Source organism: Paenibacillus sp. P46E, assembly GCF_001909095.1.
In the GTDB taxonomy this organism is placed as follows: Bacteria; Bacillota; Bacilli; order Paenibacillales; family Paenibacillaceae; genus Paenibacillus_AQ; species Paenibacillus_AQ helianthi.
Map to the genome: position 1 here is coordinate 150,032 of NZ_LVYZ01000003.1, position 24,774 is coordinate 174,805.

General features: G+C 53.3%; 18 protein-coding genes. 3 read left to right on the plus strand and 15 right to left on the minus strand.

From position 1 onward, the window contains the following. Positions 1 to 30 precede the first annotated feature (30 nt). The 8 genes from A3849_RS03335 to A3849_RS03370 form a co-directional block, all read right to left on the minus strand. A complete protein-coding gene (locus tag A3849_RS03335) occupies positions 31 to 783 on the minus strand; it encodes a glycosyltransferase (protein ID WP_074110174.1) in 753 nt (250 codons plus the stop codon). Then, positions 770 to 2,101, minus strand: a complete 1,332-nt coding sequence (locus A3849_RS03340; RefSeq protein ID WP_074110175.1) for a hypothetical protein — start codon at positions 2,099 to 2,101, stop codon at positions 770 to 772. The genes A3849_RS03335 and A3849_RS03340 overlap by 14 nt, the downstream gene beginning before the upstream one ends. Further along, the gene (locus A3849_RS03345; protein WP_074110176.1) at positions 2,098 to 3,579 is read right to left on the minus strand and encodes a glycosyltransferase family protein; all 1,482 of its coding nucleotides are present in this window, start codon (positions 3,577 to 3,579) and stop codon (positions 2,098 to 2,100) included. Before A3849_RS03345 ends, A3849_RS03340 begins: the two co-directional genes overlap by 4 nt. A 116-nt stretch (positions 3,580 to 3,695) precedes the next feature. Further along, positions 3,696 to 4,850 (minus strand): sporulation protein YunB, encoded by a 1,155-nt coding sequence (gene yunB / locus A3849_RS03350; protein WP_083613347.1) that lies wholly within the window; start codon positions 4,848 to 4,850, stop codon positions 3,696 to 3,698. Positions 4,851 to 4,987: 137 nt separating this feature from the next. Next, complete coding sequence (locus tag A3849_RS03355; RefSeq protein ID WP_074110177.1) at positions 4,988 to 5,599, minus strand: TVP38/TMEM64 family protein; 612 nt, start codon at positions 5,597 to 5,599, stop codon at positions 4,988 to 4,990. Between the two features lie 233 nt (positions 5,600 to 5,832). Next, positions 5,833 to 6,705, minus strand: coding sequence for a glycine betaine ABC transporter substrate-binding protein (locus A3849_RS03360; RefSeq protein WP_074110178.1), 873 nt, complete (start codon positions 6,703 to 6,705; stop codon positions 5,833 to 5,835). 14 nt (positions 6,706 to 6,719) lie between these two features. Continuing rightward, a complete protein-coding gene (locus tag A3849_RS03365) occupies positions 6,720 to 7,553 on the minus strand; it encodes an ABC transporter permease (protein ID WP_074110179.1) in 834 nt (277 codons plus the stop codon). Continuing rightward, a complete protein-coding gene (locus A3849_RS03370; RefSeq protein ID WP_074110180.1) occupies positions 7,550 to 8,749 on the minus strand; it encodes a quaternary amine ABC transporter ATP-binding protein in 1,200 nt (399 codons plus the stop codon). The genes A3849_RS03365 and A3849_RS03370 overlap by 4 nt, the downstream gene beginning before the upstream one ends. Before the next feature lie 258 nt (positions 8,750 to 9,007). Between A3849_RS03370 and A3849_RS03375 the strand changes: the two genes are divergently transcribed. Then, complete coding sequence (locus A3849_RS03375; RefSeq protein ID WP_074110181.1) at positions 9,008 to 9,565, plus strand: GbsR/MarR family transcriptional regulator; 558 nt, start codon at positions 9,008 to 9,010, stop codon at positions 9,563 to 9,565. Between the two features lie 101 nt (positions 9,566 to 9,666). Here A3849_RS03375 and A3849_RS03380 read toward each other — a convergent pair whose 3' ends face one another. After that, positions 9,667 to 14,709 carry a carbohydrate binding domain-containing protein gene (locus A3849_RS03380; RefSeq protein ID WP_074110182.1) on the minus strand — a complete coding sequence of 1,681 codons (5,043 nt, stop codon included), beginning with the start codon at positions 14,707 to 14,709 and terminating at the stop codon, positions 9,667 to 9,669. 239 nt (positions 14,710 to 14,948) lie between these two features. Between A3849_RS03380 and A3849_RS03385 the strand changes: the two genes are divergently transcribed. After that, positions 14,949 to 15,965: a LacI family DNA-binding transcriptional regulator gene (locus A3849_RS03385; protein WP_074110193.1), complete on the plus strand. Its 1,017-nt coding sequence runs from the start codon at positions 14,949 to 14,951 to the stop codon at positions 15,963 to 15,965. Between the two features lie 343 nt (positions 15,966 to 16,308). Here A3849_RS03385 and A3849_RS03390 read toward each other — a convergent pair whose 3' ends face one another. After that, the gene (locus tag A3849_RS03390) at positions 16,309 to 17,319 is read right to left on the minus strand and encodes a ketoacyl-ACP synthase III (protein WP_083613348.1); all 1,011 of its coding nucleotides are present in this window, start codon (positions 17,317 to 17,319) and stop codon (positions 16,309 to 16,311) included. Positions 17,320 to 17,522: 203 nt separating this feature from the next. Beyond that, a complete protein-coding gene (locus A3849_RS03395; RefSeq protein WP_074110183.1) occupies positions 17,523 to 18,866 on the minus strand; it encodes a glycoside hydrolase family 28 protein in 1,344 nt (447 codons plus the stop codon). 74 nt (positions 18,867 to 18,940) lie between these two features. Here A3849_RS03395 and A3849_RS03400 point away from each other — a divergent pair, with 74 nt between their 5' ends. Next, positions 18,941 to 19,384 (plus strand): hypothetical protein, encoded by a 444-nt coding sequence (locus tag A3849_RS03400; RefSeq protein ID WP_074110184.1) that lies wholly within the window; start codon positions 18,941 to 18,943, stop codon positions 19,382 to 19,384. Positions 19,385 to 19,496: 112 nt separating this feature from the next. Here A3849_RS03400 and A3849_RS03405 read toward each other — a convergent pair whose 3' ends face one another. The 4 genes from A3849_RS03405 to A3849_RS03420 form a co-directional block, all read right to left on the minus strand. Beyond that, positions 19,497 to 20,609: a glycoside hydrolase family 88/105 protein gene (locus A3849_RS03405; protein WP_083613349.1), complete on the minus strand. Its 1,113-nt coding sequence runs from the start codon at positions 20,607 to 20,609 to the stop codon at positions 19,497 to 19,499. 63 nt (positions 20,610 to 20,672) lie between these two features. After that, entirely contained in the window at positions 20,673 to 21,548 is an 876-nt protein-coding gene (locus tag A3849_RS03410) for a carbohydrate ABC transporter permease (RefSeq protein ID WP_074108664.1), read from the minus strand. Positions 21,549 to 21,569: 21 nt separating this feature from the next. Next, positions 21,570 to 22,538 (minus strand): ABC transporter permease, encoded by a 969-nt coding sequence (locus A3849_RS03415; protein WP_074083867.1) that lies wholly within the window; start codon positions 22,536 to 22,538, stop codon positions 21,570 to 21,572. A gap of 133 nt (positions 22,539 to 22,671) precedes the next feature. After that, positions 22,672 to 24,225, minus strand: coding sequence for an extracellular solute-binding protein (locus A3849_RS03420; RefSeq protein WP_074110186.1), 1,554 nt, complete (start codon positions 24,223 to 24,225; stop codon positions 22,672 to 22,674). Positions 24,226 to 24,774 lie beyond the last annotated feature (549 nt).

Below are 24,774 nucleotides of genomic sequence, written 5' to 3' on the forward strand. Positions count from 1 at the left end.
CTGCTTCCTGCAACTTATTCGCTGCTGCACCTATTCCGGTCTTTCATGCTCCCGCCTCTCCTGCCACTCCACCAGATTGGGGTTGTCGTCCAAAATGGAGCGGTACTGCTCCAGGCTGCCCCATTTCCCCTCGGGGTCCAGCGCCATGTAGCGCTCATATTTTTGCCGGAGGGCTTCAGGCGGTAGCGCCCAGCCATAGTGCTTCACACGCAGCTCTGCGAAGAAAGAGGGCAGAACGGCGTAAGACAGCGGCAGGCGCGGGACATGATGATTCATTTGCGGCGTAAAATAATAAAACTGCGGCAGATACCGGACCAGCGTCCGGGTATGCTTCATATGAATGTTCCAGTGCTCATCTTCACGGTAATGCGTCGTACCGCCCCAAAAGTCATGCAGCCGGAACGCCACAGAGTCGTAAGCATCCTGATCAATCAGGCGGCGCATTTCCCGTTTGGCCTCTTCTTCATAGAATTCATCGGCATCCACGGACAGCAGCCAGTCGGGGTCCGTCGACACCGCCAGCTCCCAGAGTGTCCGCCGCAGCTCCCATTCCCGGTGGAACAGCGGTCGTTCCAGTGTCACCAGCTTTGTCACCTTGGCAAAAGAATGGCACAGCATTGCCGTGTCATCCGTGCTGGCATCATCAACAATGACAATATCGTCCACAAAACCGCTCAGTTCCTCAAGCACTTGTTCCAAATAACGTCCGCTCTCATTCCTTACCTGCAGCATGGCGGTAAGACGATTCCCGGAGGTTTTTCGCAGCGGCCTATGCTTGCTCATCATCGGCTCCCCCCTTCAATCGTCCTACTGCTTCCTCCAGGTCGGCCATCTCGGCGAATAATGTCCTCGCCTCGCCGCCCGCGCCTGCCACCCGCAGAAAGCTGCGGATCGCCGCATGTCTTCTGCCATGCAGCAGATGCATCGTACCTTCAATGACAGGCAGTTGAACGCCGCCGTAGGCCGAAATTCCGGTCCCTGCCATCAGGGCCGTACTTGCGGGCGGCATCCCGCCACCCTGCTGCAGCACTGCACCGCCAGGCAGCGGAATGACTCCGGCCTCACTGCTGCTAAGCGCCGTTAGATGCTGGAGCTGCAGCGCCTTTTCCCACTGGAAGGAGGCGATATAATTCTGGAGCAGCAGCGGCTGTGCTTCAGGGCAGGACAAGTTCTCCAGAACACGGATCGCCTCCGCGACGTCCTCATTCACGCGGTAAAGTTCCGCCTGGAGCAGTCCGGAGTCTCCACTGTCCAGCCACCTTCTCATCTGCACGGCTGTATTTCTTTCTTCCTCGGTAAACGCCGTGATTTCGTACTGGGCAACCGCCAGCGCCAGATTGCCCTTCTTGGCTTCCATGGCCGAGAAGAAACGGTAGTGTGAGTGAAGGCAATCGGTATAATCATGCAGCAGCATGAGTTCAAAAGATTTCGCCAAATACCGCTCGGCGGCTTCATCCCCCAACAAATATAAATAGGTGGCGGCCAAATAATGCACCGTAGGCTGATGAGGCATCTTCCCGCACATGGACACGTAGAAGTCGGCTCTTAGGCGGCGCTGAATGACAAGCCAGTCCCCTGCCCCGGAGCAGGCCGGCTGCCACAATCCGGTAAGTGCACGTATCCAAACCTCCTCATAGTCAGACAGAAAAAACAGCCGTTCTCCCCGCCGGAGCAGCCCGCAGGACAACGGATAATCTCCGCTGAGATAGACCACCCTCGGTCTGCACAGATTCTGCTCCAGGTATAACCGTTCCGAAACAGTGCCTACCAGGTCTGCTCGGGCGGCAAGCAATGCGCTGTATTTTTCCCACATGATCTCATTCTCGCCTTCGGGACACGGCTCCAGCAGAGCCACTGTGTAGGCCGGCTGGAGGGCCAGCACATCAGGTAGCCAGTAGGGGGAAGAGACAAGCAGAGTGAAACTCCCGCCATCCCAAGTATTCAACTCCGTCAGGGCCACCGACCGAATTCCGCTATAGGCCTGCTGCTCAGGCGTCATCCCTCCGGCAAAGCAGATGTCTGCCCGCTCCGGCAAAAGATCCAGCAGTCTTTTATATGGATACTCTTCCCAGGAGACGCGGCTGAGAATCAAATAGTTCATAAGCATACCTCCCCGCCTGCCTGCATGTTGCTGGCATTGAGCTCAGGCGGACCGCCTATATACCCTATAGCCAGGGAAGGCCCGGGTGCAAGCAGAAGACTGTAAGGGGGCTCCCCCCTGGTGATGCGGCCTGGGACTATTCCACTCCTGTGCGCAATCCGTTCCAGTGGAAGCTTCTTCGCGGTCGGACCAGGCCATCCATGATCAGACGCAGCCTCCTCCATTGCCGAACCCGTCCGGCTGACTACGAGGTCGGCTGAACCATGCCGGACAGCCCCGGCAATCCGCTCCACATAGTGAGTGTCATAATCAGCGGAAGCAGAGAGATAGACTACAATCTCGCTACCGTATAAGGCGGAGACGTTCTCCAGCGCATGAAGCCAGGATTTCTCACCTTGAACGGCTATGACGGCATCCTGCTCCCGCACAGCAATTTCCGGGTGAGCTTCACTGCGGATATCCCTGACCCAAACCCAGCGGATGTTGCCATAGCTTTGCTGCTCCTGCAGCCGCTGCAGGGATCGAAGAGACTGCCCGGAGGTTAGTATTCCTTCAGAAAAGACGACTGCTGTGACGAGCGGAACCGGGGCAACCGCCGATCTTCCCAGCGGTATCCCGGGCCTTGGCAGCAAAATGGATACATCCGCAGGTACCGGAAGAATACCCGCATCTGTATCCATCTTCACTGTACTGGCATCCAGTCCCCATTTGGCGAGGTACGCCTGCTCTCCTTCCTGCTTGCCTCCTTGATCCGCCTCTAGCGAATGAAGCGAATGAACGTACACGGCATCACTCAGCGCAAGACGAACCCCCAGCTGCCGGGCCCGGAGGCACCAGTCGGCCACCATCAGCTGCCGCCGGACAAGCCCCGGATCGAACCCGCCGATCCGCAGCAGCAGTTCCCTGGTGAAGATCAGGCAGGAGCCGCCCAGTACCTCCACCTCATGCCAGCCGCCCTGCTGCCGTTCCAGGGTATGGCAGACATAAGCGGACAATTCCAGATCGGTGCCAAAATGCAGCTGCTCCCTCCCCTCCCCAAGTTCTGTAGAGGAGCGGGGCGCAATGACCTGGACAGCCGGATCATCGATTGAAGGCCACAGCAGATGGCCAATCCAGCCCGGAGATACCATCACCGTATCTTCAATTAGCGCGACATAAGGGGTCCCGGCATAAGCCAGGGCTTCGTTCACCCCATCATTTCCCGATTCATAGGGAATGAAGGTTGCCCCCGGAAAAGCCTCCACCAAGGGTGGCAGCGGGAAATCCCGATCCATGGCGACGCCAATCAACATGACAGAAGCACCGGAGTGCTGCTGAAGAAGATTCAGGCATTCCACAGCCCACCCGGCATGACGCAGCTGGACCACTAGAGTTATACCGTCTTTCACCGGTAGGGGAAGCAGTCCTTCCTGCTCCAAGTACCTATATCTGCCCGCCAGACGTTCTATGCTGGCAGAATAATCAGATTCATATGACATCAGGGCTCACTCTCCATTTAGGTAAAAATGATGCTGCCTAAAGTGTATGAGCCAAATATCTAGTATATCCCTCACATTTAAGATAAACTTTCAGGCGGAACGAATCCGGAGTGACTTCACAGACTGTCCATACCGGAGCTGCTGCCTGTCTCATCTCCTGCAGGACTGGTATTCGGTGTACCGGAATTCTTAGAATCGTCCATACCGCCTGTGGAACTATTATTTCCCGCATTGCCTCCGCTTGGCACCGATGGTCCTGTCTGGCTCCCGCCTGTGGGAGGAGCGGGGATGGCAATTCCAGGCGCGTTGCTGCCGTTCACTCCGACAGGCTGACCCTGGTTATCGTAGTAGTACATCGGGACATCGCCCACCACCATCAGATAAGAAACGGGAATTTCCGTATCCACAACCTGCGGCTCTACATCGAATGGGATAATGACTGCCACCTCTGTAACGATATGAATATAGACCTCGACCAGAATCATATTAATTCCGGCATCCTGCTGGCGTGTATTAAGCTCCACCTTCACCGCACCCTGCGGTTCAATCTTGACCGGTATATTCGGACCGTAGGAAGCAATCAGCGAGCTTCCCAATGCCTGGCCGAGCGGAATATGCTCCGTCTGATTGTGCAGTTCCTTCAACGTGGATTGTATCACCTCTGCCGCCTGTGAGGTAATACGCATATGCTCCTTATAATTAAGCATAAAGCCTGATATTTTACCGTTCTTGTCCGTTTTCCAGTCAATCAGTGCTTCGGCGTTTCCCTTGTCGGCCACTTGGGAGGTGATCGCCTTATTAATCGATTCCGTGGCAATCTGCTTCACGCGGATTTGCGCCAAATGAAGAATAGGCGGCTGCAAATGCTTTTCCACATAACGGAAACTCTGCATGACCGACAGAATAAGCACCAGACTGAAAATAATCCAGAATCTGCCCCGATTATGCGGTCTCTGACTCGGTCCCTTTGAAACAGAGGCCGTATTCTTTCTCTTCATCCGGCCCGGCAGACGGAGAAGATTGCTTCGCTTGGGCTCTCCATACCCTATCCTTAGAACAGACAGCCGTCCCCCCGCCTTGGAGGGCTTGGCCCGGAATGCCGGACTTGCGCCTGCAAGTCTTGGGATTCCCCCCTTTGCTGGCCTGGCCTTGAACGCCGGGCTCCGTCCCGCGGCTCTCGGAATGCCGTCCCAGCTGAGCTTGGGTAGCCTCAGCCGCCGCAAACCCGGGACTCTTGCGCTTCGGCTCCCCCATTTTTTAATTCTGCCCATACCCTCTGTCCCTCCCCGCCTTCCCGGAGGTCAAGCCGCCTCCGGTTACTATAGGCTATTCGGGAACGGCAAAAAAAAGAAGAATGTTCCCCGGGTACATTCCCGGAAGAAACACTCCTCATTGTTTACCACAATCGCTATTCCATCCGGCTCCGCTTATCCTCCTGCAGATGTCCCCAGTGGCGGCGGATAAAGATAGCAAGAAGAACAAGGACAAATACTCCATACCAGGTCAGGAATCCGTTCCATTCCTCTCTTGGGACAACAAGTGTTGAACTGATCGTTCCGAACAGCCAGATATAAGAAAGATTGCCAAGAACCGTCCCCCAGATAAAAGCCGGTACCTTAATCGGCGACACCGCTGACATGAAGTTAATAATATTGCTGGGTACGACCGGGACCGTCCGCAGCAGCACCAGTGTCCAGATACCATAGCGGTCCAGGTAGCGCTGCCACTTGTCATACCGCTTCAGCTTGGAGCGCCATTTCCGGTCGAACCAGTCGTAGAGAAACCGCCGAAAGAGGAAGTAGGTGAGGATTGCCCCCAAATTGCAGGCCAGCCAACTGATGACCATTCCTCCGATTACATTAAATACAGACACATGAAGGACAATAAGGATCGCCAGGGGGAAAAATCCGAACAGACTCTGTAGTACCGCTAGCGGAATGGTGACGAACAGGATATACGGTCCGCTGAGTCCGAGTGTTTGCAGCAGCCAATCGATCCAGGCATTAATGGTCTCTGTCATGGAGCAGCCTCCTTTCTTGCATCCTTGGACCGGCGCGGCGTGAATCACATAAATTCTTATATTTCAAGAAAAACACCCCTTACGGGGTGTCTAATAAATGAATCTGCTTAGTGCATATATGATATGTAGGAACAGAAGCTTAGCGTACAAGTTACAAAATTGTAGCCGTATGTTCCATACATCATAGCATACATTTTTAGCCGCTGCAAAATACCGCAAATTTAAAAGATCAGTTATTCAATTCCGGTAATCCAGCCGTTTACTTGCTCCTCATGTTCCGAAACCCAGACTTTTGCAGCATCCTCTGGTGACATACCTCCCTGGATATCCACCATTACCTGTGCCATATCCTCCGCTGTCCACTGGAACTGGTCCAGGAATTGGTAGACACCCGGCATATCATCCTTCAGACCTTTGCGGACCATCGTATGGATCTGCTCAGCTCCGCCATAGATGCCCTTCGGATCTTCCAGGTACTTCAGGTCCATATTGGCGAACATCCAGTGGGGCGTCCATGCGGTAACGACAATCGGCTGATTGTCCGCATAAGCCTTTTGCAGCTCCTGTGCCATCGCCGCCGAAGAACTCTCCAGCAGGGTATATTCGCTTAGTCCATAGGCATCCACTGCTTTTTGACTCGTAGTCATGATACCGGCACCGGGTTCAATTCCAATGATTTGGTGATTCAGCGACTTCGCCACATCAGCATTCTTCAGATCCTCGATAGACTGTATATCCATATAGGCTGGAATGGCAAGCCCGGTTTTGGTACCCTCAAGATTCGGGCCCAAATCCTCGATATCCTTCCCGTATTTTTCCAGATAAGAGGCGTGCGTACCCGGCAGCCAGGCGGCTACCATACCATCGGCACTGCCGTCTGCAATTCCCGCCCACATCGGTCCGGCATCGACCTGTAGCATTTCCACTGTAGCTCCCAGTTTGGACTCCAGCACTTCTTTGACTACATTCGTGCTGGCGATTTCTGAATCCCAGGCCACATAGGCCAGTTTTACCTTTGGATTCCCCTTGGACGAATTGGACGAACAACCGGCGGCGACCGCCACCAGCAAGATCAGCATTAGTATACCCCATGTTTTTTTCTTCATATGAATAACAACTCCTATCCGTTTTTGGGTTTAACCAGTTTCTGTGTCATGCGGTCAAGCAGAATCGCGATAATCACGATGGCAATCCCTGCTTCAAAACCCGCACCCGTCTTGGCTTGTGACACAGCCCGGTATACGTAGGCGCCTACGCCCTGCGCTCCGATCATTGACGAGATCACGACCATCGACAACGAGAGCATGATGGTCTGGTTAACACCGGCCATAATAGTCGGCAGCGCAATCGGCAGCTGCAGCTTATACAGCTTCTGGCCCGCTGTGGAGCCGAACGCATCTGCGGCTTCCACCAGTTCCGGGGAAACCTGGCGGATGCCCAGATTGGTCAGGCGGATGGTAGGCGGTATGGCAAAAATAATGGAAGCAATCACACCGGGAACCACCCCGAGTGAAAAGAAAGATACCGCAGGCAGCAGATAGACAAACGCCGGCATGGTCTGCATGAAGTCCAGTACTGGAGTCACTGTATTCTGCACTCCGTTACTCTGCGCGCAAAGCACGCCAAGCGGTACGCCGATCAGCACCGCCAGCACCGAGGCTGTCAGCACAAGTGCAAGGGACTGCATTGACGGTCCCCAAAGACCGAGATTGTCGATCAGGAGCAGTCCGGCAAGGGCAAAGAGCGCCATACGCCATTTGCCGATCCAATAGGCCAGAGCCGTAATAATCACAATTAGAACCAGGGCTGGAAGAATAGTGAGCGCCGTCTCGATGCCGCCCACCATTCCGCCGATAATCATATGAATGAAGTCGAACAAGGGACCCAGATAAGTGGTCAGCCAGTTCTCCAGCCATTCGATCGCTTTGCCCAGAGGCAACTTAGGAATATTCACCGAATTCCATCTCCTTCCGGAACCGCATTGCCCGCCAGGGCGGACAAAACAGCCCCTTTGATGACAATGCCCTTGAGCTTGCTGCCCTCGTCCACTACTGCAACAGGCAGATGCGTCTCAGACATAAGTTCAAACAGATCATTCAGCAGTGTATCCGGAGATACACGCGGAATCTCCCGGCGCATCACCTCAAGGATGGACTTGTTCTCCTTGAGCGCCTGCGCTGCATCCTCCGCCGTGACCACACCCTGCAGCTTCATTTCTTTGTCAGCTACATACAGGCTGGACACGCCGCTGTCCCGCATCAATTGCAGCGCAACGCGCGGACCGCGCTCCGGCCGGATCATTTCCGGCTGACGCATCACATGGGCTGCGGTCAGCACCTTGGACAGATCGACATCCTCGACAAATCGCTCTACATATTTATTGGCAGGCTGGATCAGAATCTCTTCCGGCGTACCGATCTGCACAATCACGCCATCCTTCATCAGGGCGATGCGGTCACCGATGCGCAGGGCCTCATCCAGATCATGCGTAATGAATACTATCGTCTTCTTCATCTTGGACTGCAGCTCCAGGAGCTCCTGCTGCATATCCTTGCGGATCAGCGGGTCCAGCGCACTGAAGGCCTCATCCATCAGCAGGATATCCGGATCATTCGCAAGTCCGCGTGCAAGGCCTACCCGCTGCTGCATGCCTCCGCTTAGCTGATCAGGGCGGTGATGCTCCCAGCCTTTAAGGCCTACGAGCTGCAGAGCTTCCATCGCAAGCCGTGTTCTTTCTTTTTTCTCTACCCCTTGCACTTCAAGACCGTATTCAGCATTCGCCAGCACGCTGCGGTGCGGGAACAATGCGAACTTCTGGAACACCATGCCGATATTCTTACGGCGGAACTGGCGCAGCTGCTCAGGATTCATTTGGACAACATCCTTGCCTTTAAAAAGCACCTGTCCCCCTGTAGGCTCTATCAAACGGTTCAATAACCGGACCAGTGTGGACTTGCCACTGCCGGACAATCCCATAATGACGAATATTTCTCCTTCTTCGATGCGGAAATCCGCCTTGTTGACACCAACCGTCAGCTTGGCTTCCTGGGCGATTTTCTCTTTGGACCATCCTTGTTCTAATAATGGAAGAGCCCGTCCCGCATCATGACCAAATACCTTGGTTAACTGCTTCACCTCAATAATTGCCATGGTGACCTCCTTCTTCCGGCTAGCAAATTTTCTGGCTTACTTCACTCGAACTAGTGTACCTGACATGTGAAAAGCGACGCAAAGTTCATATACACTTAAAATTTAGTGTACAGTTTTAACTTTACATACTTTATGTATAGAATACTCTGTTTAACGGCAAATCCCGTTCCTGACGAATTCTTTACTTATGGACAGGGATTTGATTACAATACACAATAGAGGTTTGCAGTCATTAGCCTACACCTCAGGAGGGACCTTATGAATGATTTAGAAGGGCTTGCGCCCGAACAAGCAGAGCGAATCAGCAAAGCCCGGGAACGCGTTATTGATTCCATCGGCAAAAATATGGATTTGTACGGTATTACACTGTCCATTGGGCATTTATACGGTTATATGTACTTCAATCAGGGTCCTGTAACACTGGATGAACTGAGCCGGACGATGGGAATGAGCAAGACATCCATGAGTACAGGGGTGCGCACCCTGCTGGATCTGAAGATGATCGACAAGGTATGGGGAAAAGGGACCCGCAAGGATCTATTCGAGGTTGTGCCTGACTGGCATCAGAACTTCAGTGACTACTTCTCTATTAAATGGAGAAAAGCCGTCGAAGGAAATATGACCGCACTCGGCAAATCGCTTCACGAAATCCAGCTTATGAAGAGTGAGTATGCAGATGAACCGGCTATGGAGCAGCTGCTACGTACCGATGAAGTCAAGATTGAAGAAGCGATTAAATACTACCGCTGGCTGCTGAAGCTGATTGAAGCACTGGAAACCGGCAAAATTTTCGAACTGATTCCTAAAGAATCTTAGGGCATTCTGCATCATATCCCTCATATTCACGCAAAATAAACAGCCGAGATCCTGAATCACAGGACTTCGGCTGTTTGACGTTTATGGAATAATTATGCCCCTTACAGAACCTCTGCCAAGCTTACATTATCAATGAAAATATGATGGCCTGCTTGTATCGCACTGTTGGTACTGTCACTGTTGCCTGCAATCAGACCCATGAGGAAGACCAGATGCGCTCCGGCATCCGTGCCGCCCGCCATGGTGAAAGTGTAGCTGTAAGTGCTCATGCTGCCCGTCAATGCGACAGCTTTTGCCGGTAAATATTTCGTGAAATCCCCGCCCTTATGCTCCACAGCAACTTCAATCAAACGGTCCACATCGGAGCGGGCTTCAAAACTCAGCGTATACGTCTTGCCCTGCACCAGCTTCAAATTGGCATAATCCACCTGTGCACTGTAATTGGCTGTTCCCGTACCCGTCAGCGCGACAGACAGTTCTCCGTTCACCGCAGCAGCAGAACCGGTGCCATCGAAGTATTGCGTCCATCCAGAGAGGCCTTTTGCCGCATCAAAGACTCCATTATCCAGCGTACCGCTGGCGGGTTGCACAGGTGCACCACCCCCGCCTTCCACTTCTGTAACCCTGATATCGTCAAAGGAGAGCGTATGCGGCGTGCTATTCGCCGTCTTGTCGTCTCCCATGGCCGCACCGACCAGGTAATTCAGCTTCAGCGGACTATTGTTATCCACGGTAAATTGTGCGCTGTAGGTCGCCCAGGTCGCGGAAACCTCGAACTTCGCCTGCGACGCTGCGGCAGAGGTGCCGCTGTACTCCACGATAATCTGTCTTGGAACGGTCGACTTGGCTTTGAAGCTGAGCTCATAGGTCTTACCGGCCTGGAGCGGAATGCCCTCCTGGAAAAACTGCGTATGCCAGGCGGCCGTTCCGGCAACAGAAATCCCTATCTCCGCAACACCCTCATTGACGTTAAACGAAGATACCCCGCCTTCCCCGGACCAGGTAGACCATCCGCTTTTACCGCTGGCAAATGAACCGTTCACGACCAGATTGTTATCATTCGCCAGAATAGTCTGGGATACGGTAGCACTGACATAGCCATCCGCTTCCACCGAAATGATATAGCTGCCTTCAGCCGGGAAAGCAGCTGCGGCTATCGTAATTTTGCCTGCTTCTACGGTATACTGCCCCACCGCAAGCGCAGTGCCGTTCACCTTCACCGTCTTGATACTGCTGCGCCAGGCTGCATTCTCAGTGAAAGTCAGTTCTACCGGCTGGGATACCCGATTGTTCGTGCTGTCTCCGAGCAGCTCCTGCGGCTTGGCCGGCGCATTCTTGATCTCCAATTTCACATTGTCGATCACCACCTCATGCGCCTGGGTAACACTCGCCCCATCCACCTTGCCCAGCAGGAATTTCAGCGACAGGGTGTCGTTGATCCCTTGGCGGAATTCGAATCTGTAGTGAGCGGTATCCGGTGTAATCTTCACGATCTGCGCAAAAGAGGGCTGATACGAAGCATTCTCCGCAGTGATACTAATTTTCCGGGCAACACTTGAACTTACATCGAATTCAAGGACGTAATCCTGACCGCTGGCAACCTTCAGCCCATTCTGGAACAGCATTACCGAATGGGGCTGGCTTCCGGTATTGGTAATCTGAAATGTGGCTGCCCCTTTCGTAACCGCAGCGGTGCTTGCTCCACCCTGCTCCGTCAGCAGCCGCTCCCAGCTGTTAAAGCCAAAGCTGAAATCCCCGTTCACCAGCGGGTAATAAACCAGCGAAGGATCATAGTAGAAGCTGGTCCGCACCAGCAGGAAGTTATCCAGCTGGATGGTGCCCACGGCTCCGCCAAGATGGAGTACAAATTGTCCCAGCGTATCGGTTGCTCCGGCGAGATCAGGGAATACAGCCTCCACCTGCTGGGCTCCCTTCTTCAGAGAGATTGTCTTAGAAGCGTAGACCGTGCCATCTCTGCCCTGCAGCTCAATTACTGCAGTGCGCGGGGAAGGCACATCCGCGTCAAAGGTAAGCTTATAATCCTGATCCTGCACCAGGAATATCCCTTTCTGCAACAGACGGACATCGGAGTCCCCACTGCCAGAACCGCTGATCTGCAGATTTAATCGGCCTGCATCGTCCACCTTAGGACTGACCGCTGCTCCTCCGGAGGCTTCGGCATGCCAGTAGCTGAGCCGGTTCGGCTCGCCCAGATCAAAGGTGCCGTTGTACAGATGGTTGCCGCTGCCCAGCGGCGTTTTCGCCCGGTCATGATCGAATGGAATACTGTCGATCTCTTCGAGCCGCGCGTTGCCGAACCATACCGGAGAAGCATTTGTACCCAAGTTGAATTCTACCCGGGCGGCAATGTCGGAGTTCTCCTTCATCTGGAACATGGTTTCGAAATGCTTCAGCGATGAAGTCAGCTCGGCCTTAAGTGACGGTGAATAGGCCTGATAACCACGGGACTGCCCGCCCGTCAGCCGGACGCTGATATTCCGCGAAGTATCCGTCTTCGCGTCGAAGCTGAGCTTGTAGGTTCTTCCCTTGGCCAGCGACACTATGGCCTGTGGCTGAATGGAATATGAATTGCCCCCAGGGCTGGTTATATTCACCTTAAGGTAATTCTGCCCGCCAATCGGATCAAGCGATACCGCCGCTTCCGCTCCGGCTTCCTTATACAGCACCCAATGGGCGGTATTCGGGATGCCCATTCCGGCATCGCCCCCCGTCTGCTCGGTGAATCCGTTGTTATGAATCAGGTTGCCATCTGCAAGCGGCGGCAGTGAACCTTCAAGATACGGCTCCTTCGCAATTGTGACGGGTACCGGCTCGCGGTAAGGGCGGCCTGTCAACTCGTAGACTCTGACATAATCGATTTCCATGGTCTGCGGAAATACCGTCTCCGCTGTAGGGTTGCCGTCAAAATTACCGCCCACCGCCAGGTTCATCAGCAGATGAAACTCCTGGTTGAACGGTGCCGGATAAGCGTTGTTCGCCGGCTGGCCGTTACTTAAGCTATACCAGTCATTTTTGGTGGAATACAGTACACCATCCACATACCAGCGGATTTCCCCCGGCTCCCATTCCATAGAATAGGTGTGGAACTGCTCAATTGTTGAGTTGCCCGGCAATACATATTCCTTGCCTGAATATACATTGTCAGGCCACTGGGCGCCGTAATGGATCGTACCCGCGACCGTGCCTGGCCGGCTGCCCCAGCTTTCCATAATATCGATTTCCCCGGAGGCCGCCCATGAACCGTAGACATAGTTCTCCGGCAGCATCCAGATCGCCGGCCAGTAGCCTTTGCCTACAGGCGCTTTAGCACGGATTTCGAATTTACCGTATTTCTTGCTGAACAAATTCTTCGTTTTGATCCGGGAGGAGGTGTATTCCTTGCCTCCCTGTGCTTCTTTACGGGCCGTAATGATCAGCTTACCGTCCGCTTCTTTCACATTTTTCGCTTCATTGGTGTACCATTCCAGCTCATTGTTGCCCCAGCCCGGATTGCCGACTGCCGTGCCGTCCCCCAGGTCATAGGTCCACTTCGCCGGGTCTATGGTATTGTCGTTGAACTCATCATTCCACACCAGCGTCCAAGGATCGGCCGCAGGAGTTGAAGTTGGCTTAGCCGTTGGTGTGGCTGTCGCGGTCGGCGTAGCCGTTGCGGCCGGTGTAGCTGTTGCGGCCGGTGTAGCTGTTGCGGTTGGCGTGACTGTGGCCGGCGGGTTCGTGCCGGATGAGCCTGCTGGTCCCTGGGTCACGGCTGGCGTTACGGTGACTGCACCGCTGCTGCCCTGCTTCAGCGGAACGCCGCCGGCGGTGACGCCTTCAGCATTGTTCAGGACAGCGCCGAAGATGCCGCTGCCCTGAAGGGAAGTGCCCTTGGCAGTCGCGGTAAGCAGCAGCTCTGCGACCCGGGCATCATCTGCCAGCATAACCTGGCTCGGACTGCCCAGGGTTAGCTTGCTGACCTTGCCGGAGAGCATCAGACTAAGGCCGCCATTAACTGATCCAGCTGTGGAGACAGCAGAGAAGCTGCCTTTTAACGCTGCTGCCTTTACACCGTTTAAGATTTCTACATCCGTAAATCCCGTTCCTGTCAGTCCATTCTCCTCTAGCGTAGCTCCCGAATTCAGCTGCACGGTTCCAACTGAGGTGGTGCCGCTGGCATAAATGCGGATTTTCCCATCAGACTTGGCTGCCTGCACTCTGCCTATTTCACTGTTCTGAAGACCCACGCTATGCTCGCCGCCGCCGCGGATAAAGGTTGTGCCCGTCACTTTCACCCTTTCAAGCAGGGCATTACCTTCACCAATTCCCTCCGTGAGGTAGAGATTCCCCTCAATCACAGTGTCTTTCAGTGTGATCCCGGCTTGGTTCAGCACCACATTTCCTTGCACCTTTCCAAGTGTGGCTTCCCCTTTCGAGCGCAGCAGCCCCGGCACCATCCGATCTGCAAGGACAGCGAGCTCCGCACGGGATATTCTCCCCTCCGGCTTGAACAAGCTGCCCGGATAGCCCTTAATATATCCCGCGGCCGCAAGTGCCGCCGCTGCTTCCCTAACCTCGCTGTCCCCCCCGGTCAAATCGCTGTAAGCCGTTTGCCCTCCCGCTTCCAGCTTGAAAATCTTCTGCAAAGCCACGGCCGCCTCGGCACGCGTTAACGGAGCTGCGGGTGCCAGATGATTGTCCTTGCCCGTGCTTAAATAGCCTGCCGCGATGCCTTTGGCAATATCGCTCCTGTACCATGCAGATGCAGGTACATCAGCAGGGAGGGTGGCAGCTTCTACGGTGTAGTTAAAGATGCGGTTGATCACTACGGCAAATTCCGCTTTCGTCACCGGAGCATTGGGCCGGAACGTGCCGTCCCCATAGCCGCTGACAACTCCAATCCCGCTCCAGCGCTGAACCCCACGGGCTGCCCAGCTATCCGCCGGCACATCAGTAAACGCTTTCAATATATCGTAGCCGGATGGATTTCCTTCCGCTGCCGTTACGCGGTTTGTCTGCAAAGCTGAATCATTCTCTGCCGTCTGACCGGAGGCAGCTTCTGCGCGGCCCCCGCCGCTGCCCAGCGGTGACAAAAGCCCTGAGGCCAGAACCATGGCAGCAAGCAGACCGGATACCTTTTTCTTCATCCTTTTTATTCCTCCCCGAAGTCCTATTGTTCATTCCCGTGTAAAATCGAAATCGGTTTCGAAAATACCCGCATCAATACACTCTAATCCGTGCAATCCATGCCAGCCCGCGTACTTCTCATACAATAACCGTTTGACTTGCTACAGCAAGTTGAATAGACTTAAATTCATGAATAAGCGCGGCGTAGCAGTCTTTTGGACTGAATGCACGGATAAGCGGAGGTTGGATTTCCATGCAAATGAATATTAAAAAAATCGCTGAAATGGCGGGTGTCTCCGTCTCTACCGTTTCGAAAATCATGAATAATTACAGCGATGTTTCCGAAAAAACAAAAAAAAGGGTCATGGAAATCATCGAGCAGACCGGGTACTCCCCCTCCAACTCCGCCAAGACACTTGCCACCAAAAAGTCCAACCTGATCGGGGTTATTTTTGCCGGTGAGCTTAATGTTGAATTCACGCATCCATTTTTTGTGGAGGTGCTGAATTCCTTCAAGAAACAGATGGGTGTGCTGGGCTACGATCTGATCTTCTTCTCCAACGAGAAGTTCATTAGCAGCGGAGATTATTACTCCCGTTGTCTGCATTTTAATGTCGACGGCTGCGTCATTATCTCCGGGCAAAAGATGGAGCCGGCGATCCGCGATCTCGATAAGAGCAGCATCCCCTGCATCGGCGTAGACCTGGAACTGACCGGCACAAAGTCCGGATTTGTGATGTCTGACAATTTCCAGATCGCCTCCAAGGTGGTGGAGCACTTCTATCTGCTCGGCCACAGAGAGCTTGGGTTCATCGGAAGTACGGCGGACTCGGAGATCTCCAACCAGCGGGAAGCCGGATACGTAAAAGCGATTGAAAGCTTCGGCCTGACCCTGAACCGGAAGTGGTTCGTGCATGGGGACGACTTCTTCGAATCCAGCGGCTATGCGGCGATGCAGCAGCTGCTGAAGACCGGAAGTTTGCCAAAAGCGGTCTTCGCCGCCTCCGATCTGCTCGCCCTGGGTGCGATCCGGGCCTTGAAGGAACAGGGGCTGCGGATCCCCGAGGATGTTGCCGTCATCGGCTGCGATGACATCGAAGCCTGCAAATACACCAGCCCCACACTGACTACCATCCGCCAGAATAAAGAACGTCTCGGCGTGCTCGCGGCACATATGCTCTTCGATCTCATCAACAATCAGTCGGACGGCGGTTCCTTTGTCGTCGAACCGGCGCTGATCGTCCGCGAATCCTGCGGCAGCCGTGTGACGCGCTAACCCGAAAGCAGGCCTGCCGCGAGCTGGTGAACCCTTGACGTCAGCTTTCTATTAACGGTGAGCCTCACCAGCATGCTCGCTTTCCTTTGAAGGCCCTTAAGTATCCAAGCAGCTAAAGTACTTATGCAGCAGCCTCACACTGTATCATCAGCAACGTCAGCTACCCATGGTGATCTTAGCAATCTGTAACAACCCCACAGTGCTCTCAGCAGTCCTCCCTCCGGCGCAACTTTTACTTTCTTAAGCAGACAACACTATTCGAAAACACTTTCGATAATATAATCCCTTATTTGATGTAAGGGTTCAAGGCACTGTTTTTCTGGTTTTGGGCGTCATTTTTCGGTTAGAGAGGGGTGGGAGGCGAGACCTCGGGGGCCAGTGCCAGCTTCACCAATTGACCAGCATGCGTTAGCCCCGCACCAAAGCCATACAGCAGAATCTGCTGGCCGTTCACGACCTTACCCTCGCGGATACCAAGATCCAGGGCAAGCGGAATGCTGGCGGCTGAAGTATTCCCGAAATATTCAAGACTATATAATGCCTGCTCAAAAGGATAATTCAACCGCTCACAGATCGGTTCAATCATCCGCAAATTGGCGCTGTGCGGAATGAACCAGTCCACCTGGTCCAGGCTGATTCCGGCATGGTCCAGCACCTGCTGCACACCCTGAGGCACGGTACGTACCGCCCAGCGGAACACTTCACGGCCATTTTGCACCAGCTTGCCAGTGTCTATAAGATCTATCTCATTCACCCTGTGCGACAGGCCTGTGCGGTATACATGATGCGCCCCGCTGCCGTCACTGCCCAGATGGAACCCGGCGAAGCCATCCATTTGTTCATCGCTCTCCACCAGCACAGCCCCAGCCCCGTCACCAAAAAGGATACAGGTGCTCCGGTCGGTATAGTCTGTAATTTTAGATAACGCATCCGCCCCAAGAACCAGCACCTTACGGTGCAGACCGGAAGCCACGTAGGCATGTGCCGTATGCAGCGCATAGACAAATCCGGCGCAGGCAGCACTCATGTCCATTGCTCCGGCTGTAGGCTGAATCCCCAGACGGTTCTGCAGAATGGATGCAACCGAAGGAAAAGGAAAATCGGGCGTACTTGTGGCTACGAGGATCATATCGACATCCTGCACACTTTTTCCGTAACGATTCATCAGATCCAGCACAGCGGCTGCACATAAATCACTGGTATATTCATCCTCACGGCTAATTCGGCGTTCACGGATTCCGGTCCGCTGGATAATCCACTCATTATCGGTATCCACGATCTGCTCCAGATCGCTATTCGTAAGTCTCCGGGCCGGAACATAAGCTCCGATTGCAGTAATTTTGGCACCCTTCAAAAGTATCACCCCATAAATTAGTATCTGATATTAGTACTTGGTACTAATTATAGCTTCAAGCGTTCTAGATTGCAAAACGTTTTCCCGAACAAACCCGGCAAAAGCAAACCTTCTATTATCTATTACCTTTCCCCTTCGAACTTAAGCAGCCAAAAAAACCGCAGCCCCCAAACGGGCCACGGTTCCATATCAATACTTTTCACTTAACTGCTGACCGGCTCAACGGTAACCCGTTCGATCAGCTTTTCCGGTTTGACGGTGTTTTTGGACCGGCAGTTCATAAGCTCGACCTCTTCCCCGTTCTCAATGTAGAAAGCGGGGCCTTCGTGATTCTCAACCGTCACCTGGCGGAATTGCACATCCCGTACATATCCCAGATAAAAGCCCCGTCCCTTCATCGGCTCAAGCCCTGTCATCATATCCGGAGCTCCGGGTACCGCATTCTTCGCCATTGAGATATCCACGTTCGTGAATGTAATCTCCGAGACATGCTGCTCCGCAAGTCCATACAGGAATCCTGCAGCAGCATGGACATTCCGGGCTGTAATATTGGCATAATGAATCCGGCGAAAACAAGGCGTTTCAGCGGTAACGGGATAGGGATTTTTGTCCCAGACGTATTTCTCCTTGCCGCGCGGTCCGCAGAAATAATACAGATTGAGCGTAAATGGGCAAATGACGTCCTCCATCACAATATTGCTGATTCGGATATCTTCGATGATCCCACCCCTCCCGCGTCTGGATTTCATGCGGATTCCACGGTCGGTCTGCTTGAACACACAGTTACTGATTGTCACATTGCGGATGTCGCCGCTCATCTCACTGCCGAGCACAACCGCTCCATGTCCATGGACCATCGTGCAGTTGGTAATGGTGATGTTCTCGCAGGGAATACGCTCCATTGTGTCTTCGGTCCCTGCTTTGATCGCGATGCAGTCATCGCCCACATCAATGTGACAGTTGCTGATATGAACACCTGAGCAGGATTCGGGGTTGATTCCATCCGTATTCGGCGAGTCTGCCGGGTTCAGGATGGATACATTGTCAATCGTTACATTGCTACAGCCGATAGGATTCACTGTCCAGCTCGGTGAATTCATCAGCAACACATCCTTGATGGTAACCCTCCGGCAACCGCTGAGACCGATCAACGTCGGACGCGGATGCTCAAGCTGCTCCGGATGATTCCTGTGCTTCTCCCACCACGGATTACCGTTGCCGTTAATGGTACCGCTACCGGTAATGGAGATGTTGACCAAATCCTTACCGAAGATGCAGGGGGAGTGCACCTCCCGCTTCACACCCTCCCATCTGGACTCCACTGCCGGAAAGTCCTGTGGAAGGGTACTGAATGACATTACGGCCCCTGGACTTAAGTGCAATTCAATATTACTCTGGAGCTGGATTGCCCCCGTCAAAAAAGTGCCCGCCGGGACATACACCGTCCCTCCACCCGCCTCACCCGCCGCTGCAATCGCAGCCGCAATCGCGCTTGTGGCGGGTTCTCCACTGTCCCGCAGGGCTCCATAATCGACTATATTAAACACCAGCTACACTCCTTCCATGCAATCAACGGAATTTCCTCCCTGGGTTCACCTCTGATGGGCCCGTTCCGGGCCAGGTGGACGGGACTAGAGGTATTTTTACCTCTGATTGGTCCGTTCCGGGCCAGTTAGGCGGAACCAGAGGTATTTCTACCTCTGATGGGGCCGTTCCGGGCCAGGTGGATGGAACCAGAGGTATTTCTACCTCTAATTGGGCCGTTCCGGGCCAGTTAGGCGGAATCAGAGGTATTTCTACCTCTGATGGGGCCTTTCCGGGCCAGATGAGCGGAACCAGAGGTATTTCTACCTCTGATGGGGCCGTTCCGGGCCAAGTGGACGGGACCAGAGGTATTTCTACCTCTGATGGGGCCTTTCCGGGCCAGGTGGACGGAATCAGAGGTATTTCTACCTCTGATGGGGCCGGTTCTGGCCAGATTGACGGAACCAGAGGTATTTCTACCTCTGATGGGGCCTTTCCGGGCCAAGTGGACGGAATCAGAGGTATTTCTACCTCTGATTAGTCCGTTCCGCGCCAGTTCACGTCGCTCCTGGCCATCACACCGGAGCAGCCCAGCTACTTCTGCCGTGAAAGCGCGCCGCAGCGCCCCTACGGCCACCCCCTCCGCGCTAATCTCAACCCGCAGACGCTGCTCCGTCATACAAAGACTGCATCTCCACACAAGCCATGACCAGTGCGCCGACGCCGTGCAGATCATTGCTTACCTTCGGCCGGGTGACGTAGTTCTCATAATCACCCGCCGATGTGCCGATGCAGATGTCAGGCAGAATCAGCCTGCCCTCTTCGTCCTGCTTCAGCACCCGGATCAAGCCCTCATACCCCTTGCGGGCAGCGGCCAATGCCCCGGGTGGAGCGATGCCGTGCTTCACAGCCTTGGCAATGGTATAGACGAACAAGCAGGAGCCCGAGGTCTCCAGCCAGTTATCCGGCTGGTTGCCTTTGTCGGCTACCTGATACCACAGTCCGCTCCCCCCATCCTGATACCGGATGAGAGCTTCGACGAAGCTGCCCAGTTCGGTAGCGAGCTCCGCTCTACCCGGATCGCCGGCAGGTAGCAGATCCAGGAACTGCGAGACGGCGAGTCCGTACCAGCCCAGCGACCGGCTCCAGAACTCCGGGGAGCAGCCGGTTTGCGGGTTCGCCCAGGGCATGCGTTTGCTCTCATCCCAGGCATGGTACAGGAGTCCCGTGGCCTCATCCTTCATATGCCTCCGCATCAGCCGCTCCTGATGCAATACGGTTTCTCGCAAGCCGGTTTCGCCATACGCATTGGCATATTTAAGGGAGAATACTCCGGCCATATACAGCCCATCCAGCCACATTTGGTTCGGATATTTATCCTTGTGCCAGTATCCGCCTTCCGAGGTCTGGTTCAGCGTCAGCAGCAGGTTGCGCAGCTTATCGGCAGCAATCCGGTACTTCGGCTGGCCGGTCCGCTCATGCAGCGTGAACAGCAGCAATCCTGCCTGAACCGCATCCAGCTCGTCCCGGGCAAAATACAAATTGCCGTTCTCATCCACCAGATCATCCACATATTGCTGAATATATTCAATATAGCGGTCCTCCTGGACAGCTTCCCACAATAGTTCCATACCGCACAGGAACACACCCTGATGGTAATGCCAGCGGTGGGCTGGAGGCAGCTCTCCTGCTTTATAAGTATCCATTAAAGAATCACAGGCCTGTTGTGCCCATTCCATAGGTGTTGCCGGCAGACTGCCTATCATCTCCATTCCCCTTCCACTATATAAGTTGAACTTTAGATGTTCATATTCGGTCCGTCGCTTCCCTTAACCCTTCATCGATCCCAGCATAGCTCCCTTGGCAAAATGCTTCTGCAGGAACGGATAGACCATCAGAATCGGCAGCGTGGCTACCACGATAACCGCCATCTTAATCGTCTGGTCCGGCGGCGGATTGGTCGCATCCAGGGAGGAACTGTAGTCCATTCCGCTCGCGAGCACCACGATTTGCCGGAGCAGCACCTGAATAGGCCATTTCGCACTATTATCCAGATATAGGATCGCAGTCATATAGGTGTTCCAGTAAGTAACAGCATAGAACAGGGAAATCGTTGCAATCGCCGGCAAGGACAGGGGCAGCACAATCCGGAACAGGATGCCGAAGTCGTTGCAGCCGTCGATTTTAGCCGATTCTTCAAGGCCTTCAGGGATATTCTGAAAGAAGTTTTTCAGGATAATCATATTGAATGCACTAATCGCCGAAGGCAGAATCAGGGCCGCATACGAGTCGATCAGACCTAGCTCCTTCACCACCAGGAAGGTGGGAATCATCCCGCCGTGGAACAGCATAGTGAACACTACGAGAAAGTTGAAGACATTTCGCCCGTCCAGATCCCTTCTGGAGAGGCCATAGGCCATAAGGGCAGTGATGAACATACTGAACAGCGTGCCAACGAGTGTAACCCCTATGGAGACACCCATCGCTCTAAAAATCGTGTCCGTCGAGAAAATAAACTTGTACGCTTCAAGACTCCACACCTTGGGAATCAGCACAAACTTATTGGCCGCAATCTCAGCACTTGTGGTGAAGGAGCCGGCAACCACATGCACAAACGGCAGCACGGTAATCAAGGTAATGAGGGCAAGCAGTGTAAAGTTCACAGCAGAAAAGATTCTGCCGCTGATCGTGCGATCTTCTACCATTTCAATTCCTCCCGCAGGTTCTCAATAAACGCCTTCTTCGCCCATTTTCTTGGACAATTTGTTGACCGACATAACCATAATCAGTCCGATCACGGATTTGAAGAATCCGATAGCCGTACTGTAGCTGAATTGCCCTTGCCGGAGTCCGGCCGTGTACACATACGTATCAATAATTTCCGCAACCTCTCGATTCATGGAGTTCAGCAGCAGATATACATGTTCAAATCCAAGATCGAGCACGGAACCAATTTTCAGAATAAGCAATGTAATGATGACGCCGCGGATCGCCGGGAGGGTAATATGCCAGATTTGTCTGAGCCGTCCGGCTCCGTCCATGCGTGCAGCTTCATAGAGTCCGGGGTCAATAGCCGCAATCGAAGCCAGATAAATAATCGTCCCCCAGCCCGCTTCCCGCCAAATGACTTGAAGGATATACATCGGCCTGAACCAGCCGGGACTCAGCAGGAAATTAATCTTTTCAAAACCGAAATAGGCCAGCAGCTCGTTGATAATCCCGCCGTCCATCGTAACCATGACAAATGAAATCGAAACAACGATAACCCAGGACATGAAATGGGGCAAATAGATGAGCGTCTGAAAGGTTCTTTTGAAAAAACTGCCTCTCAGCTCATTCAACATTAACGCCAGAATAATCGGAACCGGAAAATAAAATAAAATGTTCATTCCGAACAAAATCAAGGTGTTCCCCAGAATATTAAGGAAATCCGGCTCCGCAAATAAACGGTGGAAATGCTTCAGCCCCACCCAGTCACTTCCTGTTATCCCCTGGTAAGGCTTGTAATCCTGAAACGAGATGATCAGACCGTACATCGGCAAATATTTAAAAACCACAAAATACAGCACACCCGGAATCAGCATGACGTAGAGCAATTTGTTTCTCCACAGACGTTTTTTGAGCTCACTGCTGCTCTTGTAGCTCTTGGGCTTCAGCTCGGGAACCACACCAGGCTGAGCGGAGACTTCCTGCATAATACTCTTCCTTTCTGCTTCATAATTGGTGCCTGACTGCCGGCTCGCCAAGAGAATCCGAAAAGACTGCTGAACTACCGTTGTTAGCAGCCTTTTCAGCTTCATTTGTATTCAGTTACTACAAAACTGCTGCCTATTTTTTATACACGGCATTGTATTCTTCAATAATCTTCTGGCCGCCGCGGTCTTTCCAGGCCTGCACTTCTTTTTCGAATCCGGCCTTGTCGATTTGTCCGTACATATATTTGTATGTGGCATCTGTAATGATCTGTTGAAGCTCTACGCCCTTGGAAGTATAGGTAGGGGAATCCAGCGCAGCCGTAGGATCAGCCACACCTACCTTCACATTCTCCAGCAGCAATTCTTCAGCGTGAATTCTGCCTGGCAGGACGTTCAAGCTCTGGTACATGCCATTCGTCTCCGCTTCACCGATTACACTGTCCTTGTAGCCCTTAACCTCACGCTCGATCAGCTCTTTGTCATCGGCAGGTTTGGCTCTTCCGTCTACGACAGTGTAGTGGGTCCCTTCAATGCCCCAGTACATCAGGTTGGCAACCTCAGGAGTCATCATCTTGTCATAGAACGCCAGAATTTTCTTCAGCTCTGCCTCATCCTTAACTGCAGATTTCGGGAACAGCACGACGTTGTTGTAGCCTGGAATCATCCATTGCGCGAACTTTCCGTCCGGTCCGGCAACCATACTGTGCGTATCCAGCACGGCATCCGGGAAATTCTTAATCAGGTCTTTGTTCAGGGTATCAATATCCTGCATCGAGCCGCCGATATACATCCCCGCTTTGCCGCTGACGAACATTTTTACCGCATCGGTTTTACTGGTCGCCGCAAAATCCTGGTTCATATAGCCGCCGTCGCGGGCTTTTTTGAAGAAATCCATCGTGTCGAAATACTGCGGGAACGTAAATTCAGGCTCCAGCTGTCCATCCTTCTCTCCCCAATTGTTGGGTGTGCCGAACCAGGAGGATACGGTTTTGAAGGCACCATAGACCAGTTCGTTACGGTCTACGATACCAATCGTATCTTTGTTGCCGTTGCCGTCCGGGTCCTGCTCCGTGAACGCCTTGGCCATGGCAAACAGCTCATCCACATTCGCAGGCGGCTTCAGGCCCAGCTTGTCGGCCCAGTCTTTGCGGTAAATGATGCCCTGGCGTGCCAGCGGGCGTCCAATATACAGGGTATACAGCTTGCCGTCCACCTTGGTATTGTTCAGGATTTCCGGCTTCAGCTTATTGAGATTCGGGAACTCGCTTAAGAGCGGTCCGATCTCCCAGAACTGCCCGTCCTTGATCGACTCTTTCATCTGGAGGAAAGTGGTCTGGTTCTTCAAATACGTAACCTGCGGCAGAGAGCCCGTGGCGAACGATGAGTTCAGTTTCTCTTCATACGTATCTGCCGGGTAGAACTGATAGGTGAGCTTCGTATTCGTTAACTTCTCCACTTCCGTCTTAATCGTATCCGGTGGAGTCTCTGACGTGTTCAGTGGCAGCATAATCTTAATCTCTGTCGGTTTCTCCGGCTCCGGTGCTTTCGTTGCGGTGTCTGTCCCGCCGCTGGTGCCCGCATTGCTTGGGGATGCTTCGTTATTCTTGTTGCTGTTTCCTGAACACGCTGTCAACATGCTGAACGTGAGCAGTGCAGACAGGAGCAGGGTGAAGGATTTTTTGTTCATGCCAATTTGACCTCCGTTTAACTTGTATTGGTTACAAGCCTCACATTACAGCGTTCAGGAGGTTACGAATACAATCATTTGCTCATAAAAGGGCCTTTCTGCGGCGTTCTGGGGAAATGATTATCGTGGTAACGGGAGCATTGAACTGAAAGCTGGGCGGGCGTGGGAGTGGCGGGCGTGGCTGCGGGGAATGTTTGGACTTTCGGCCGCTGTTGTCTCCAGATGTTTTGGATTATATTCGCTTTCAGCGGATAACATCCGGAGACAAAGGCGGACGCTCACGCTCCTACAGTTCCAAACTTCCCCTCCCACTCCCACCTCCCTTGCGGGTGGTTTTAAGTTCAATGCAGGGAGGAAGAGCAGAAAAAACCCGCCGCATCAATCTGCGGCAGGGGCAGGAAGCAGGCTTATTCTTGGCAGAAACAGAACGGACAGGCAACCATTAGAAACTTTCAGAAAAAGGTTTCGTAAATGTGCTACCATCATGAACAGGCTTAAACCCATTTCCTTCATCCATTTTATTAACTAATATGATAATATGTATAATAT